Annotated in this window: 16 protein-coding genes; 7 read left to right on the top strand and 9 right to left on the bottom strand. The window is 67.7% G+C overall.

What is annotated here, in order from left to right; all coding sequences use genetic code 11:
• Window positions 1-21 precede the first annotated feature (21 nt).
• Window positions 22-1,617 carry a gamma-glutamyltransferase gene (gene ggt / locus ASE61_RS16555; RefSeq protein ID WP_061968694.1) on the top strand — a complete coding sequence of 532 codons (1,596 nt, stop codon included), beginning with the start codon at window positions 22-24 and terminating at the stop codon, window positions 1,615-1,617.
• Between the two features lie 89 nt (window positions 1,618-1,706).
• Window positions 1,707-2,720 carry a Gfo/Idh/MocA family protein gene (locus ASE61_RS16550; RefSeq protein WP_061969141.1) on the top strand — a complete coding sequence of 338 codons (1,014 nt, stop codon included), beginning with the start codon at window positions 1,707-1,709 and terminating at the stop codon, window positions 2,718-2,720.
• A gap of 9 nt (window positions 2,721-2,729) precedes the next feature.
• Here the strand turns inward: ASE61_RS16550 and ASE61_RS16545 are convergent, their stop codons facing one another.
• The 5 genes from ASE61_RS16545 to pdxH all read right to left on the bottom strand — a co-directional run bounded on the left by ASE61_RS16545 (window position 2,730) and on the right by pdxH (window position 5,526).
• A complete protein-coding gene (locus tag ASE61_RS16545) occupies window positions 2,730-2,999 on the bottom strand; it encodes a hypothetical protein (protein ID WP_348521636.1) in 270 nt (89 codons plus the stop codon).
• A 183-nt stretch (window positions 3,000-3,182) separates the two neighbouring features.
• The gene (locus ASE61_RS16540; protein WP_061968692.1) at window positions 3,183-3,626 is read right to left on the bottom strand and encodes a TIGR02301 family protein; all 444 of its coding nucleotides are present in this window, start codon (window positions 3,624-3,626) and stop codon (window positions 3,183-3,185) included.
• Window positions 3,623-4,105, bottom strand: coding sequence for an NUDIX hydrolase (locus ASE61_RS16535; RefSeq protein WP_274532878.1), 483 nt, complete (start codon window positions 4,103-4,105; stop codon window positions 3,623-3,625). Before ASE61_RS16535 ends, ASE61_RS16540 begins: the two co-directional genes overlap by 4 nt.
• 16 nt (window positions 4,106-4,121) lie before the next feature.
• Window positions 4,122-4,844 (bottom strand): SDR family NAD(P)-dependent oxidoreductase, encoded by a 723-nt coding sequence (locus tag ASE61_RS16530; protein WP_082617531.1) that lies wholly within the window; start codon window positions 4,842-4,844, stop codon window positions 4,122-4,124.
• A gap of 67 nt (window positions 4,845-4,911) precedes the next feature.
• A complete protein-coding gene (pdxH, locus tag ASE61_RS16525) occupies window positions 4,912-5,526 on the bottom strand; it encodes a pyridoxamine 5'-phosphate oxidase (RefSeq protein WP_061968689.1) in 615 nt (204 codons plus the stop codon).
• Window positions 5,527-5,650: 124 nt separating this feature from the next.
• On the opposite strand from pdxH, the gene ASE61_RS16520 reads away from it, so the two are divergent.
• The 3 genes from ASE61_RS16520 (at window position 5,651) to fabI (ending at window position 8,202) form a co-directional block, all read left to right on the top strand.
• A complete protein-coding gene (locus tag ASE61_RS16520) occupies window positions 5,651-6,121 on the top strand; it encodes an RT0821/Lpp0805 family surface protein (RefSeq protein ID WP_082617482.1) in 471 nt (156 codons plus the stop codon).
• 152 nt (window positions 6,122-6,273) lie between these two features.
• Window positions 6,274-7,212, top strand: a complete 939-nt coding sequence (locus ASE61_RS16515) for a DnaJ C-terminal domain-containing protein (RefSeq protein ID WP_061968687.1) — start codon at window positions 6,274-6,276, stop codon at window positions 7,210-7,212.
• Window positions 7,213-7,362: 150 nt separating this feature from the next.
• On the top strand, window positions 7,363-8,202 hold the full coding sequence (fabI, locus tag ASE61_RS16510; protein WP_061968686.1) for an enoyl-ACP reductase FabI: 840 nt from the start codon (window positions 7,363-7,365) through the stop codon (window positions 8,200-8,202).
• Window positions 8,203-8,255: 53 nt separating this feature from the next.
• On the opposite strand, the gene folK is transcribed toward fabI, so the two are convergent.
• From folK to folP, 3 genes are read right to left on the bottom strand one after another with little or no spacing between them, the layout of a single operon-like run.
• On the bottom strand, window positions 8,256-8,771 hold the full coding sequence (folK, locus tag ASE61_RS16505; RefSeq protein ID WP_061968684.1) for a 2-amino-4-hydroxy-6-hydroxymethyldihydropteridine diphosphokinase: 516 nt from the start codon (window positions 8,769-8,771) through the stop codon (window positions 8,256-8,258).
• Window positions 8,761-9,135 (bottom strand): dihydroneopterin aldolase, encoded by a 375-nt coding sequence (gene folB / locus ASE61_RS16500; RefSeq protein ID WP_061968682.1) that lies wholly within the window; start codon window positions 9,133-9,135, stop codon window positions 8,761-8,763. The genes folK and folB overlap by 11 nt, the downstream gene beginning before the upstream one ends.
• Window positions 9,132-9,974 carry a dihydropteroate synthase gene (gene folP, locus ASE61_RS16495; protein ID WP_061968681.1) on the bottom strand — a complete coding sequence of 281 codons (843 nt, stop codon included), beginning with the start codon at window positions 9,972-9,974 and terminating at the stop codon, window positions 9,132-9,134. Before folP ends, folB begins: the two co-directional genes overlap by 4 nt.
• Before the next feature lie 150 nt (window positions 9,975-10,124).
• On the opposite strand from folP, the gene ASE61_RS16490 reads away from it, so the two are divergent.
• Together ASE61_RS16490 and ASE61_RS16485 are read left to right on the top strand one after the other, a co-directional pair.
• Window positions 10,125-10,721, top strand: coding sequence for a histidine phosphatase family protein (locus tag ASE61_RS16490; protein WP_061968679.1), 597 nt, complete (start codon window positions 10,125-10,127; stop codon window positions 10,719-10,721).
• Window positions 10,722-10,969: 248 nt separating this feature from the next.
• Window positions 10,970-14,980 carry a Pls/PosA family non-ribosomal peptide synthetase gene (locus ASE61_RS16485; RefSeq protein ID WP_200959649.1) on the top strand — a complete coding sequence of 1,337 codons (4,011 nt, stop codon included), beginning with the start codon at window positions 10,970-10,972 and terminating at the stop codon, window positions 14,978-14,980.
• Window positions 14,981-14,993: 13 nt separating this feature from the next.
• Here ASE61_RS16485 and ASE61_RS16480 read toward each other — a convergent pair whose 3' ends face one another.
• Entirely contained in the window at window positions 14,994-15,779 is a 786-nt protein-coding gene (locus ASE61_RS16480; protein ID WP_061968676.1) for a pseudouridine synthase, read from the bottom strand.
• Window positions 15,780-15,984 lie beyond the last annotated feature (205 nt).

The raw sequence follows: 15,984 nt of genomic DNA, 5'->3' as shown, positions 1-15,984 counted from the left end.
GCCGCAGAGGTGGAGACGAGCATGAGCTGGGGCAATCGCGATTTCATGGTGCCGGGCCGCCCGGTTACGGTCGGTGACCGCGGCATGGCGGCGACCTCGCATCCGGCCTCGACGCTGGCCGCTGTCGATATCCTGCGCGCCGGCGGCAACGCCATCGATGCCGCCATCGCGGCGGTGGCCGTCCAGGCGGTGGTCGATCCGCATATGACCGGCATCGGCGGCGATTGCTTTGCGATCTATGCCCCGGCCAATGGCAAGATGGTCGCGATCAACGGCTCGGGCCGCTCGGCCGCCAAGGCCGATCTCGGCTGGTTCCTCAGCCAGGGCATGACGTCGATCGCGGCGGATTCGCCCCATGCGGTCACGGTGCCTGGCGCCATCGACGCCTGGTGCCGCCTCGTCGCCGACCATGGCAGCAAGAGCCTGGAGGAAATCTTCTCAGCCGCGATCCGCGCCGCCGAGGAGGGCTTCGTGGTGACGCCGCGCGTCGCGCTCGACTGGGCCAAGGCCCGTGGCCGCATCGAGAAGCACGGCCTCGGCAACGCCGTCTACCTGCCGGGCGGCAATCCCCCGGCCGTCGGCGACAAGATGGTCCATCCGGCGCTCGGCAATATGCTGCGCCGCATCGCCCGCGAGGGCCGCTCGGCCTTCTACGAGGGCGAACTCGCCGAGGATATGGTCGGCGTGCTCCGTGCCGCCGGCAGCTTGATCGGGCTTGATGACTTCGCCGCCTCGAAGCCGGATTATGTCGATCCGATCGGCGCCGATTATCGCGGCCACCGCCTCTGGGAATGCCCGCCGAACGGCCAGGGCATCGCCGCGCTCCTCATCGCGCGCATCCTTGAAGGCTTCGACATGAAGGATGAGAAGCTCAGCGAGGCCGACCGCATCCATCTCCTCGCCGAAGCCAGCAAGGCCGCCTATCGCCAGCGCGACGCGCTGGTCGCCGACCCGGCTGTCAGCCCCTTCGACACGGACGCCTTCCTGTCGGACCCGTTCGTCGGCCGCATCCGCCAGCAGATCAGCCTGGAGAAGGCGGCGAAGCCCGAAGCCTTCGACATGCCCCTGCACAAGGACACGATCTATCTCTGCGTCGTCGACGGTGACGGCAACATGGTCTCCTTCATCAACTCGCTGTTCTCCGCTTTCGGCAGCGGTATCTATGCGTCGAAGGCCGGCGTGATGCTGCAGAACCGAGGCTCGGGCTTCCGCCTGATCGAGGGCCATCCCAACGCCATCGCCCCGCGCAAGCGCCCGTTCCACACGATCATTCCGGGCATGCTGGCCAAGGATGGCAAGCCGATCATGCCGTTCGGTGTGATGGGCGGCCAGTACCAGTCGACCGGCCATGTCCATTTCCTCTCCGGCATCCTCGACCGCGGGTTCGACCCGCAGCAGGCCTCGGATGCGCCGCGCAGCTTCGCCTATGACGGCAAGCTCTCGCTGGAGACGACCATTCCCGCGAGCGTCGCCGCCGATCTCAAGGCGCGCGGCCATGACGTGGTCTGGTCCGAGGAGCCGCTCGGCGGCTGCCAGGCGATCTGGGTCGATCACAAGCGCGGCGTGATGTTCGGTGCCTCCGATCATCGCAAGGACGGCTTCGCGCTCGCCGTCTGAGGAACCTGCCCTTAACGCCCCTCCGCTATCGCTCGTCGACAGCAACGGAGGGGCGCTTGGCGCAGGACAAGCCATTCGGCTGGGGGATCATGGGCACCGGAGCCATCGCCGGGCTCTTCGCCGCCGATCTCGGCCTGCTGCCGCAGGCGCGCATCGTTGCTGCTCATTCGCGCTCCCTTGAGAAGGCGCAGAGTTTTGCCGCGCGCTTCGACGGGGCGAAGGCTTACGACGACGAAGCCGCTTTTCTGGCCGATCCCGCAATCGATGCGGCCTATATCGCGACACCCAACCATCTCCACGCCGCGCAAGCGCTGAAGGCCATAGCCGCCGGCAAGGCGGTGCTGATCGAGAAACCGATCGCGTTGGCCAGCGTCGATGTCGAGGCGATCGCGCAGGCGGCAGGCAAGCGCGGCGTCTTCGCGATGGAAGCCCTGTGGAGCCGTTTCCTGCCGGCGGTGCACCGGGCGCGAGAGCAGATCTCCGCAGGCCGTATCGGTGCAATCCGGCGCATCCGGGCCGATCTTTCGTATCTCCATCCCGAGGAACCGGGCAGCCGCTTCTACGATCCGGCTCTCGGGGGTGGAGCTGCCTTCGATCTCGGCGTCTATCCGCTGTCGCTGGCCCTGCATCTGCTCGGCGAGCCGCAGGCCGTGAGGGGAAGCTGGTTCGCCGCCGGCACCGGCGTCGACCGGCGCAGCAGCTTCCGGCTGGACTATCCAACGGCGGTCGCGGAACTCGCCTGCGGTTTCGACCGGAACGGAGCGAACCGGCTCCTGATCGAGGGCGAGGCTGGCGGGCTCATGCTCGAGGCGCCATTCCTGAAGGTGCAGCGGCTGTCGTGGTATGCCGATGCCGACAAGGCAGTCGCGGCTTACGATCGCGGACTTGGTAGCCTGGCGCGTCTGCTCGACCGCTTGCCTCAGTCAGGGCGGCTCAGCGAAAGCTTCGCCTTTCCCGGCAATGGCCTTCAGTTCCAGGCGCAAGCCGTGATGGCGGCAGTGCGTGCGGGGAAGAGCGCCTGCGCGCAGATGCCGCTCGGCGAAAGCGCGGCCGTGCTGCGGATCATCGAGGCGGTAAGGGCCGGGCCGGCGGGGGCGGCCTGACCGGTTTGTTCAGTGGCGCGTGCCGCAGGTGAAGGCGCCGCAGCGGACCTTGTCGGCCAGCGTCTCGGCGAAGGTGGCGGTCGCGTCCTCGCCATAGGTCTCGACCAGCGTGCGAAGCGCCGCGAACAGCGCTGCATGGGCCATGGCGTCGGGATCTAACCCGTCCTGCTGCGCCTCGTTGAACGCGTCCTCGACATAGCCATAGGCAACGCGGCGGACGTCGCCATGGTCCTCGGCGAGATTCGGGTCGAGCATCGTGTCGTCTGGCTGGATCGGCATCGAAACGGGACTCTTCAGCCTTCTGTCTGGCGCGAATCGCGGCGGTTTTGCCCCGGATCGCGACGGTTGGGCGATGCCCAAGACATAAGCCGTGCCAGAGCGGCACGCTACCATGGCCTTTAAGAAAGGTTAACGCGACCGGAAGAATCCGGTGGAAGTGCGCATTCCGGCAACAGCTGTTGCCTATCCGCCATAGCGCCCGGCGAGCGCCCGCGACAGCACCTCGCCTTCGGCTGCAAGTCGGGAAGAAGCCTCCTGGCTTGCCTCGGTACAGGAGCGATGGGTCAGGGAATAGGCCTTGAAGCCGCGATTGAAGGCTGAGGTTAACCGGTCGCGGCGCTGCGGCGTCCGGCCCTCGGCCTCGATCAGCGCACTCATCCGCGCGCGCCAGTCCTGCGCCTCCCGGCCGCCGCAGAGCGTCCGGAGATATGCCAGGGAACCCATGATCTCGGAGAGCTGCAGGAGCTGCGGCTCATAAGGCGGAGCGGCCGGTTCCGGGGCAGGCTGCTCGGCAGGCTTGGCTGCGGGCGGCTTCGCGCCCGGCTGTGACCGCTGCTGCGCCGCGGCCGCCATCGGCAGCAGCAGGAGCGCAACCAGAAGCGCCGAATGACGAAGCCCGGTTCTCATGGCGCGGGGATACCCGCGATGAAGAGCTGGTGGGCGCGGCGCAGCACGTCGCCGAGCTCGCGCGTCGTCGCCAGCCCGCCGAGCTTGAGCGGATCGGCCCATATCACCGCGCCGGCCTCAGGCCCCGTCCGCGGCTCACCGGAGAGCCACTCGCCGATGAAGGAGGCGACGACGAAATGATGCGTCACGGCGCCCTTTGCATCGCGGCCGAAGATCTCGACATGGCGGTTGAAGCCAAGGATGCGGGCGGCGACGCCGACCTCTTCCTCCAGTTCGCGCAGGGCCGCTTCTTCAAGCGTCTCGCCGGCCTCGACCTTGCCGCCCGGCAGCGACCAGAGACGGTCGGCCGGCGGCTTGGTGCGCGTCGCCAGCAAAACCTTGCCGTCGCGGAAAACCGCGACGGAGGCTGCCAGAACCGGCCGCGCCGCGGCCCGGCCGGGCGTCGGGAAGCGGATGACCTGGCCGCCATCTCCCATCATGGCGCGGGCTCACGCATCAAACGTGCTGCCCGCCATTGATGTGAAGCTCCGAGCCGGTGACGTAGCTCGACTGGTCGGTGCAGAGGAAATAGATCGCCTTGGCGACCTCGTCGGTCTTGCCCAGGCGCTTCATCGGCAGGGTCGCGACGATCTTCTCGGTACCCGGCGAGAGGATGGCGGTATCGATCTCGCCGGGCGAGATCGAGTTCACGCGGATGCCGAAGGGCCCGAAATCGGCCGCCATCTCGCGGGTGAGGCTGGCGAGAGCCGCCTTGGAGGTGGCGTAGGCGGCGCCCGCGAAGGGGTGTACGCGCGAGCCGGCGATCGAGGTGACGTTGACGATCGCGCCCTTCGCCACGGTGAGCTCGTCGAGCAGGCCGCGCGCCAGCATGATCGGCGCGAAGAAATTGACCTGGAAGACCTTGTGCCAGTCGTTGAAGGAGGTCGTGGCGGCGCCCAGCCGCTCGCCCTTCGGGCCCTTCGGCGAGATGCCGGCATTGTTGACCAGCGCGTTGAGCTTGCCGCCCTCGGCGGCCAGCCGCTTCTTGATCTCGGCGATGCCGCGCATCGTGTCCTCGGGGTCGCCGAGATCGATCTGGACATGGTCGTCGGCGCCCGACGGCCAGGGGCATTTGTCGGAGAAGGCCTGGCGCGAGCAGGACAGGATGCGCCAGCCCGCCATGGCGAACTGCATCACCGTGGCATGGCCGATGCCGCGGCTCGCCCCGGTCAAAAGCATGACCGGGCGCTTGCCGGCTTCGGTCTTCGGGAAATCGAACTTGGGCATCGCCATGGGGCAGGTGTCCTCAGGGGTAGAAGCGCGTCTTCGTCCAGGACGTGTCGGGCGCGTCGCGGCGGAAGATGATGCGGTCATGCAGGCGGAAGGCGCCGTCGCGCCAGAACTCGATATAAGTCGGGGTGATGCGAAACCCGCGCCAGTAGGGCGGGCGCGGAATCTCGCCGATGCCGAATTTCAGCGTGTAGCTCGCGACAGCCTTCTCCAGCGCGAAACGGCTTTCCAGCGGGCGCGACTGCTGCGAGGCCCAGGCGCCGATGCGGCTGTCGCGCGGGCGGGACTGGTAATAGGCATCCGATTCGGCATCGCTGACGAGCGTCACCATGCCGCGGATGCGGATCTGTCGGCGCAGGCTTTTCCAGTGGAACAGGGCGGCGGCCTTGGGCTGGCCGAGCAGTTCCTGGCCCTTCTGGCTTTCGGTGTTGGTGTAGAACACGAAACCGTCCGGTCCGTGGCCCTTGAGCAGCACCATGCGGCTGTTGGGCATGCCCTCGGCATCGACAGTCGAGAGCGCCATCCCGGTCGGGTCGTTCGGCTCTGATTTCGTGGCCTCGTCCAACCACTTCTGGAACAAGGCGAAAGGCTCGTTTTCCTCGGTGAAGTCACCGCTCGTTAACGGTTGCACGTTCTAATCCTCGGTCAGTGGAAATGGGCGTCGGGCGAGCGCAGAAGTGATCCGGATTCGGGCGGCTGGTTTATATAGGGCAGGGGCGGGGGCGTTCCAAAGCCTCAACCGTTGCGCAGCCCCCATGCGCCCGCTGGCTGCCGCGGTGCTGCTGGGGCTGTTCGGCGCCGGCTGTTCGGTCTCCTTCCCCATCCTCGGCCTGTCGAGCAAGAGCGAGGACGAGGTCGCCGCGACCTCGGGGATGACGACCTCCTCGGTCCTGCCGGCGCGCGGCGGCGACCGCGCCAGTGCGCTCGCGGGCCTGTCCTCCGAGCTCGGGCCGGAAGACATGCGCCGCGCCGACGGGGCGATGAGCGTGGCGCTCGATCCCCAGGGCAACGGCGCTCCCGTTTCCTGGGACAACCCCCAAAGTGGCATCAAGGGCTCCTTCATCCCGGTCGGTGGCCCTTTCCTGCGCTCTGACGAAATCTGCCGCGCCTTCATCGCCAGCGTCGAGACGCAAAGCCGGCCGGTCAAGTTGCAGGGCACGGCCTGCCGCCCTTCGGGCGGCGAGTGGGCAGTCAAGGACATGGAGCCCTGGAAGGGCCTGGGCTGAAGCTTTTCACCTGGCTTGCCTTGCCGCGAGGCCGGGTGCAGAACGGCCCCCGCCAGGTGTTGCGCACACGCCACACCGCCCCCACATTGGGCGAGGCGGACGGCTGGCGGTTCTCGCGCCGGCCGTTCGACTTTGTCTGAAAGAGGTTTTGGATGCGCGATCCCTATCAGGTTCTGGGCGTTGCCCGCGGCGCGAGCGATGCGGAGCTGAAGAAGGCCTTCCGCAAGCGCGCCAAGGAGCTGCACCCGGACCGCAACCGGGACGACCCGAAGGCGCAGGACAAGTTCTCCGAGCTCAACGCCGCCTATGAAATCGTCGGCGACGAGACCAAGCGCAAGCAGTTCGACCGCGGCGAGATCGATGCCGAGGGCAAGCCGCGCTTCCAGGGCTTCGAGGGCATGGGCGCCGGCCGGGGCGGGCGCAGCGGTGGCTTCGAGTTCAATTTCGGCCAGGGCGGTGGCGGCCATCCCTTCGGCGGTCGCGGCGGCCCGGGCGGGGGCGCGGGCGATGCCGGCTTCGACGCCTCCGACATCTTCTCCTCGCTCTTCGGCGAGGCCGGCCGGCGCGCGCGCGGCAAGCCCGAACCGCAGAAGCCGCCGGAGCAGAGTTTCACGCTGGAGGTCACGCTGGCGCAGGCCGCGACCGGCGGCACGCGCCGGGTCAAGCTGCCGGGCGGGCGCGAGGTCGAGATCACCATCCCCGTGGGGGTGAGCGACGGCAAGGTGATGCGCCTGCGGGGGCTCGGCCAGATCGATCCGTATTCCGGCGAGGCCGGCGACGTGATGATGACCATCAAGGTCAAGCCGGATTCCCGCTTCACGGTCGATGGCAACGACCTGCGCACCCGCGTCGCGGTGCCGCTGGCCAAGGCGGTGCTCGGCGGGCCGCTGCATGTGCCGACGCTGACCGGCGCGGTCGAGATGAACATCCCGCCGCTGACCGGCACGGCCCGGCAGTTCCGCCTGCGTGGCAAGGGCCTGAAGGGCGAGAAGGGCGCGGTCGGCGATCTCTTCGTCGCCATCGATATCGAGATGCCGGCGAGCGACGCGGAGCTGACGGCGCTGATGAAGGGGCGGGACGGGGCGAACTGAGCCGGCTCGGCCGCCAGCCGAAAACGAGCCGCGCGGGCTACGGAACGCGGTCTTATGCGTGATTCAGCCGTGGAGGCGGGCATCAAAGCGGTTCCCGTTTCCCTGCGACTGTTCTAAGAGACCTGCTCATCGTTCATCTGCGGGTTTCCCATGCCTGATTCCAACGCCGTTTCGCCGACCGCCAATCTCCTGAAGGGCAAGCGCGGGCTCGTGATGGGCGTCGCGAACAATCGGTCCATCGCCTGGGGCATTGCCAAGGCTGCGGCCGATGCGGGCGCTGAACTCGCCTTCACCTATCAGGGCGACGCGCTGAAGAAGCGGGTCGAGCCCCTCGCCAAGGAACTCGGCGGCCATGTCGTCGGCCATTGCGACGTCACTGACGGCGCGACCATCGACGCGGTCTTCGCCGAGGTCGAAAGGCTCTGGGGCAAGCTCGACTTCGTCGTCCACTGCATCGCCTTCTCCGACAAGGACGAATTGACCGGGCGCTATGTCGAGACCACCGAGGCGAACTTCTCGAAGTCGCTGCTGATCTCCTGCTATTCCTTCACCGCGATTACCCAGCGCGCCGAGAAGCTGATGCCCGATGGCGGCTCGCTGCTGACGCTGACCTATTACGGCGCCGAAAAATGGATGCCGCATTACAACGTCATGGGCATCGCCAAGGCGGCGCTGGAATCGAGCGTGCAGTATCTCGCCGCCGATCTCGGCCCCTCGAAGATCCGCGTCAACGCGATCTCGGCCGGCCCGATCAAGACGCTGGCGGCCTCCGGCATCGGCGATTTCCGCTACATCCTGCGCTGGAACGAGTACAACTCGCCGCTGCGCCGCACCGTCACCATCGAGGAGGTCGGCGAGACCGCTGTCTTCCTCGTCTCCGACATGTCGCGCGGCATCACCGGCGAGATCATGCATGTCGATGCCGGCTACCATGTCGTCGGCATGAAGGTGCCGACTGCGCCGGACATCTCCCTCGACAAGGGCGAGTGAGACCGCTCATCGGATCGACCGACTGTTCCGTCTGATCGATCCGATGCGGTGAGTTAACTGGCCAGCAGAGTCTTCAAACGATCCGTCGCGATATCGTCGCGGCGGATCGTTTCGTCTGTGGCCGCCGCCAGTAGCTCGGTGACGCTGCGCCCGCCGATCAGGCGCTGCGGCAGGATCTCGGCCAGCGGCGTCAGCACGAAGGCGCGCTCGGGGATGCGCGGATGCGGGATCTGCAAGCGCGCCTGGTCGATGATTGCGTCGCCATAGGTCAGGATGTCGATATCGAGCGTGCGTGGCCCCCAGCGCTCGCGGCGTTCCCGGCCGCCGGCGCGCTCCAGCTCGAGGCAGAAGGCGAGCAGGTCCTGCGGCGGCAAGGAGGTCTCGACCAGCGCGGCCATATTGAGGAATTCCGGCTGGTCGGTCTTGCCCCAGGGCGGCGTGCGATAGATCGAGGACAGCTGGCCGAGCGTGATGTCGGGATGCGCGCGCAGCCCCTTCAGCGCCGCGGCGAAGGCCGCGACGGGGTCGCCGATATTGCCGCCGAAGGCGAGTGCGGCCTCAACCTTCACGCTGGAACCTCAGCTGGATGCCAACCGAGCCGAGCGTCGCCGGGATCGGCGGCGCCGGCTTGCGCAGGGTGACCTCGACGGCCTCGATCGTCGGGAAGGCATCGAACAGCGCCAGTGCCACGGCGCGCGCCGCGCCTTCCAGCAGGTGGTAGCGGCGGGCCGTGAAGGCTTCGGCGACGATCGCGACGGCGCGGCCATAATCGACGGTGTCAGTGAGGCGATCACTGGCGGCGGCGGCGCGCAGGTCGACATCGAGCACGAGGTCGATGACGAAGCGCTGGCCGAGCCGCTCCTCCTCCGAGAAGAAGCCGTGATAGGCGTAGATGTCGAGTTTCTCGATCAGGATGCGGCCGGTTTCGCTCACAGGTCTGCTTTCATGCTGTCTTCGATGGCGGCCCAGGTCTTGAGCGCGTCGATATGCGGGGCAACGTCATGGGCGCGGATGATGGCGGCGCCGCGGCTCGCGCCATAGAGATGCGCGGCGATGCTGGCGGCGAGCCGCTCGGCCGGAACCTCACGGCCTGTGATGCGCCCGAGCGTCGATTTCCGGGAGGCGCCGAGCAGGACCGGGCAGCCGAGCACGGCGAGCCGGTCGAGATGGCGGATCAGGTCGAGATTCTGGCGTGCGGTCTTGCCGAAGCCGATGCCGGGATCGACCACGATCTGGCTTCGCGGCAGGCCGGCTTGCGTGGCGATCGTGATCGAGCGCTCGAGGAAGCGCAGCACCTCCTCGAAGATGTCGAGCGAGGCGTCGATCGTGTCGCGGTTATGCATCAGGATGATCGGCGCGCCGGCTCGCGCCGCGACCTCGGCGATGCGCGGATCGCGCTGGGCGCCCCAGACATCGTTGACGATCGAGGCGCCGGCCGCGAGCGCCGCTTCCGCCACGTCGGCCTTGTAGCTGTCGATCGAGATCGGCGTGTCGATCCGCGCCTTCAGCCCGGCGATGACCGGCAGCACGCGCGCCATCTCGGTCGCGGCATCGACGGTGGCATGGCCGGGTCTCGTCGACTCGCCGCCGATGTCGACGATGGCCGCGCCTTCCGCGGCGAGGCGCGCGCCATGGGCGATCGCCGCCTCGGCATTCTTCAGCAATCCGCCATCCGAGAAGGAATCGGGCGTGATGTTGACGATACCCATGACGAGCGGCGTCGCGGAAAGCGCGAGGCTGCGGCCGTCGGGCAAGGTGAGGGCAGGGGACATGCGGTTCCGCTGGTGATTGGCAAGGGCGCTATACACAGGCCGTGTAAATTCGGCCACAGAAAGCGGCCAATTGTCGCCATCGGCTGAAAGCATGGCTGCGGGCGGCGCAAGGGCTTTGACCCTGTCCGCGGCAGCGTGCAGAAGCCCCGCATGGTCCCGCTCTCGCTGCCTCACCGTCTCATCCTCGTCCGCCATGGCGAAACCGACTGGAATCGGGAAGGCCGGCTGCAGGGCGGTCAGGACATCCCGCTGAATGATCTCGGTCGCCGCCAGGCCGCCGAGGCCGCCGGTCGGTTGAAGGCGCTGGAGCCGGCTTACGCCGATCTCGCCTATATCGGCTCGCCGATGCAGCGGGCGCGCGAGACCATGGACATCCTCCGCCGCGAACTCGCCCTGCCGGCCGGCGAATACCGCATCGACGACCGCCTGCGCGAATTGACCTTCGGCGAATGGGAAGGTTTCACCTGGCGCGACGTCCGCAAGGCCGAGCGCGAGCAGGCGCATCTGCGCGAGCGCGACAAATGGGGTTTCGTGCCGCCGGGTGGCGAGAGCTACCGCATGCTGGCCGAGCGCGTGCGGCCGGTTCTCGAAGGATTGCAGCGCGAGACGGTGATCGTCAGCCATGGTGGCGTGGCGCGGGCGGTGCTCGCCCTGGTCGGGGCGGTGGCGCCGCGCGAGGCCTCGATGGTCGAGATCTGGCAGGGCAAGCTGCTCGTCGTCAGCGGGAACAAGGCCGACTGGCTCTGAGTTAGCACGCAGCCGGGCCGTGGCATTCATGGCCCGTTCACCCGTGATTTTGCAGGGAGAATATGCTAGCGAGACAAGCGTGATGCGGCGGCCTGCCCGGTCGGGGGGCTCACGCGGATGTCGCGATGCACAGGCGACGATTCCGGTTTTCTTCACGAGGTGCGTGATAAGGCGCCAGAGGGCCGAGGGCAGGACCTGCCGCGGCATCAGCGACGGGCCTTTCAGCGCAGCGGGGCGCGATGAACGATATGACGAAGCTGTCGGCGGCGTCTGACGCGGCTGCTGCCAACACACTCGCCATGCTGGCAGGCGAGAAGCGTCCCGATCTGATTCGGGACGAGGTGCTGGCCGAGATTTTCGCGGCGACCGCCGCGCTGCGCCCTGACCATCCCGCCCTCACGGATCTCGAGCGGCGCCTGAGCTATGCCGAGGTCTGGGCTGCCGCTGGCCGGCAGGCACGCGGCCTCCAGCTCGCGGGCATCGGCCCGGGCGACATGGTCGGCCTGTGGATGCCGCGCGGCATCGACCTTCTCGTCGCGCAGATCGCGATCACGCGTGCCGGCGCGGCTTGGATTCCCTTCGACGCAGAGGCGCCGGTCGAGCGCATCGCGACCTGTCTCGACGATGCCCAGGCCAAGGGCATCGTCACCTGCATCGGCTGGGCCGGTCGGGCCGAGGCGACGGAGCGCGCCGTCTGGACCCCTGAAGGCCTTGCCGCCGGTGCTGACGGAACCGAGCCGCCGGCGCGTCCGGCCGGCCTGACCGCCGATCATCCGGCCTATCTGATCTACACCTCGGGCTCGACGGGCACGCCCAAGGCGATCGTCATCAGCCACCACAACATCTGCCATTTCCTGCGCTCCGGAAACGCGCTCTACGGCTTCGGGCCGGACGATGTCGCTTTCCAGGGGGCGTCGGTCGCCTTCGACCTGTCGATGGAGGAGATCTGGACGCCCTATCTCGTCGGCGCGACCTTGTTCGTCGCCTCGCCAGAGATGATGGGCGATGCCGAGAAGCTGCCAGCGATCCTCAACGAGGCCGGCGTCACCATCATCGACACTGTGCCGACGCTGCTCGGCATCCTGCCCGCCGACGTGCCCTCGCTGAAGCTGATCCTGCTCGGCGGCGAGGCGCTGCCGCCCGCGATCGTGCAGAAATGGTCGAAGCCCGGCCGGCGCATCCTCAACACCTATGGCCCGACCGAAGCGACCGTCGTCGCGACGGCGGCCGAAGTCGTCCCCGGCGAGACCGTGACCATCGGCAAGCCGATCCCGAACTACACGGCTTACGTCGTCGGCGAGGACCTGCGCCTCGTCCAGCCGGGCGAACAGGGCGAATTGCTGATCGGCGGCCCCGGCGTGGCCAAGGGCTACCATGGCCGGCCGGAGCTGACGGCCGAGAAGTTCATCGCCAACCCGTTTGCAGGGATCGCAGGCGAAGGCGATCCGATCCTCTACCGCTCCGGCGATGCGGTCAGCCTCGACGAGAACGGCAATATCGTCTTCCACGGCCGCATCGACGACCAGATCAAGATCCGTGGCTTCCGCGTCGAGCTCGGCGAGATCGAATCGAAGCTCGCCGACGAACCCGGCGTCGGGCAGGCCGCGGTCGTGCTGCGCACGGATGACGGCATCGAGCGGCTTGTCGCCTTCGTCGTGCCAGAGCCCGGTGTCGCGGTCGACGGCCCGGCGCTGCGCGCGGCCCTGCGCGAGAAGCTGCCGCCTTATATGGTGCCGGCGCATTTCGAGGCGGCCGGTTCGCTGCCGCGCATGGTTTCCGGCAAGGTCGACCGCAAGATGCTCAAGGCGGCGCCATTGACGGCGCCGAGCGCCGAGGGCGAGCAGGAGCCGCCGCGCAATGCGACGGAAGCCGCGCTGCTGGAGGCGGCCAAGCGCGTGCTCGGCACGGCGAGCCTGCCGCTCGAAGCCGATTTCTTCATCGATCTCGGCGGCCATTCTTTGCTCGCGGCCCGCTTCATCTCGATCGTGCGCGAGACCCCGGCCTATGCCGGCATCACGCTGCAGGACGTCTATGCCGCCCGCACTTTGCGTGGAATGGCGGCACTCCTCGACGAGCGCGGCGTCGCCGAAGCCGAGGACCTGTCCTTCACGCCGCCGCCCTTCCTGCGGCGCTTCCTCTGCGGCCTTGCGCAGGCGGTGGCGCTGCCGGTCATCATCGGCCTGGCGACCGCGCAATGGCTCGGCGTCTTCGTCACCTACATGATCCTCTCGGGCGAGGACCTGCCGCTGCTCGGCCAGATCTTCGCGCTGCTCGGCGTCTATGTCGCGATCATCGTCGTGACAGGCCTGATTGCCATCGCCCTGAAATGGCTCGTGCTCGGCCGGACGAAACCGGGCGTCTATCCGCTCTGGGGTGTCTATTACTTCCGTTGGTGGTTCGCCGCCCGCGTCGCCGGGCTGGTCCACATCAAGTGGCTGCAAGGCACGCCGGTGATGCGCTTCTACTGGCGCCTGCTCGGCGCCAAGGTCGGGCGCGATGTCATCATCTCCGATTACGAGGCCGGCGCCATCGACCTGATCGAGATCGGCGACTTCACGACCTTCGGCTCCAAGACCACCTTCGCCAATGGCGAGGCGATCGGCGACAAGCTGGTGATCGGCCGCATCACCATCGGCAAGGACGTCTCGGCCGGCGCCTCCGTGGTGCTCGGCCACGATTCGGTAATCGGCAACCACGCTGAAATCGGCGACCTGACAGCCATTCGGCCCGGAGCCCATGTCGGCGAAGCCGAGATCTGGGACGGCACGCCCGGCCGCAAGATCGGCACGGTCGATCTCGCCGCGCTGCCGCCGCAGGCCGAAGCCTCGGCCGGCCGCCGCGCGCTCATGACGGCCTTCTACATCCTGATGCTGGTGGTGCTGCCGCCGGTCAGCCTGCTGCCGATCTTCCCGGCCTTCTGGCTGTTCGACAAGATCGACTACTTCATCGCCGGCTGGACCGATATCAGCTATCTCTGGTTCCTGCCGATCCTGACCTGGCCGACCGCGATCGGCCTGATCGCCTTCACCGTGCTGCTGATGGCTGCCTTGCGTTGGGCGATCCTGCCGCGCGTGACCTCGGGCTCCTGGTCGATCCATTCCGGCTTCTACGCCCGCAAATGGACGGTCGCCCTGGCGACCGAGGTGACGCTGGAGACGCTCTCCTCGCTCTTCGCCACCATCTATATGCGCGCCTGGTATCGTCTGATGGGCGCCAGCATCGGCAAGGGCGCGGAGATTTCGACCAACCTCTCCGGCCGCTATGACCTGACCGGCATCGGCGCCGGCAACTTCATCGCCGACGAGGTCGTCTTCGGCGACGAGGATATGCGCCGCGGCTATATGCGCCTCGACGCGACGCGCACCGGTGATCAGGTCTTCGTCGGCAATGACGCGGTGGTGCCGCCGGGCGCCGTCATTCCCGATCGTGTGCTGATCGGCATCAAGTCCAAGCCGCCCGCCAATGATCGCATGCAGCCCGGCGACACCTGGTTCGGCTCGCCGCCGATCCGTCTGCCGACGCGGCAGAAGGTCGATCTCGGGGCGGACTGGACCTACAAGCCCTCCTTCGCCAAGCAGTTCGGGCGCGGCGTCTTCGAGGCGCTGCACACCTCCTTCCCGGCGATGCTGTTCATCACCTTCGGCACGATCGCGGTCGACATGGTCTTGCAGCAGAAGATCAACGAGGGCGATTGGCTCGGCCTCGTGCTCTCCTTCATGGGTGTCGCGATGGCGATCGCCATCGTCCAGGCCTTGATTTGCGCTGCGGTGAAATGGCTGATGATGGGCATCTACAAGCCCGTCATGAAGCCGATGTGGTCGTGGTGGGCGATGCGCACCGAGGCGGTTGCGGTGATGTACTGGGGCCTCGGCGGCAAGGTGCTGTTCGATTACCTGCGCGGCACGCCCTTCCTGCCCTGGTTCCTGATGCTGTTCGGCGCCAAATACGGCAAGGGCGTCTGGCTCGACTCGACCGATATCACCGAGTTCGACTGCATCAAGGTCGGCGATTTCTGCACGGTGAACGCCCATTCGGCGCTGCAGACCCATCTCTACGAGGATCGGGTGATGAAGGTCGGCCGCGTGCGGCTCGGCAAGGGCGTCTGCGTCGGCGCCGGCGCGACCGTGCTCTACGACACCCATGTCGGCGACTACGCCCAGATCGGGCTGCTCACCGTCATCATGAAGGGCGAGAACCTGCCGGCGCATACGCGCTGGGAGGGCGCCCCGGCAGCGCCGGCGAAGGGGCCGGCGCACTGACGGAGCCGGCTGCTCAAGCCATGTTGATGCGAAGCTTGCCGACGGGATAGCCGGCAAGCGGCAGTGTGGTTTCCTCAGGGGCCAATTCGCGGATGGCGCCCTTGGCGAGATCGCCGAGCTCGAGTTCGCCGATCCTGACCCGGACGAGGCGCAGCACCGCGGCGCCGGCCGCTTCGACGATCCGCCTGATCTGCCGGTTGCGGCCCTCGTCGATCACCATCTCGACCCAGGCATTGCGCTCCCCGCAGCGCAGCAGGGCGGCCGAACGGATCGACAGCACCTCGTCTCCATCGACCGCTCCCTCTCGCAGCCTGGCCATGAAGGCGTCGTCCGGCACGCGGTCGATCTGGACATGGTAGGTCTTGTCGACCCCGGAGGCGGGATCGAGGATGCGCTGCGCCCAGCGCGTGTCGTTGGTCATCAGCAGCAGGCCCTCGCTCGCCATGTCCAGGCGCCCGACCGGGGCGAGATGCGGCAGGTCTTTGCCCTCCAGGCAGGCATAGACAGTCTGGCGCCCTTCCGGGTCGCTTGCGGTCGTCACCATGCCGCGCGGCTTGTTGAGCATCAGATAGATCCGCCGCACCGCTGTCACCGGCTGGCCGTCGACCGTAAGCCGCGCCCGCTGCGGATCGATACGCAATTCGACCTGCCGCACGCTGCGGCCGTCGACCGTGACGCGCCCTTCGCGCACCAGCTTCTCGGCCTGTGTCCGCGAGCAATAGCCGAGCTTGGACAGCGCGCGGGCAAGGCTGACGCTGGCCGTCGATGCCGGCGCTGGGCGCCTGCGGAGAAATCTCATGATGAGTCTGGCCGTTGATCGCAGTGCCGCGAACAGGACCGGCCGCGCTCGAGTGGTCGCGGCGGGCCAATGCTGGGGCAGCGGGGCGGCTTCGTCGCGGAAGCCTGTCTATGTCGGAAAACATGTGGCTCGCCGCCCGCAAGCAGGCTGGTCTAAGGCCGGATCGACCCCGAAGCGGCCCTGCCGGGCGGCTCGGGGCTAGGCT

Source organism: Allobosea sp. Root670, assembly GCF_001429415.1.
Lineage (GTDB): Bacteria > Pseudomonadota > Alphaproteobacteria > Rhizobiales > Beijerinckiaceae > Allobosea > Allobosea robiniae.
This window is presented reverse-complemented; position numbering and strand designations above follow the sequence as displayed.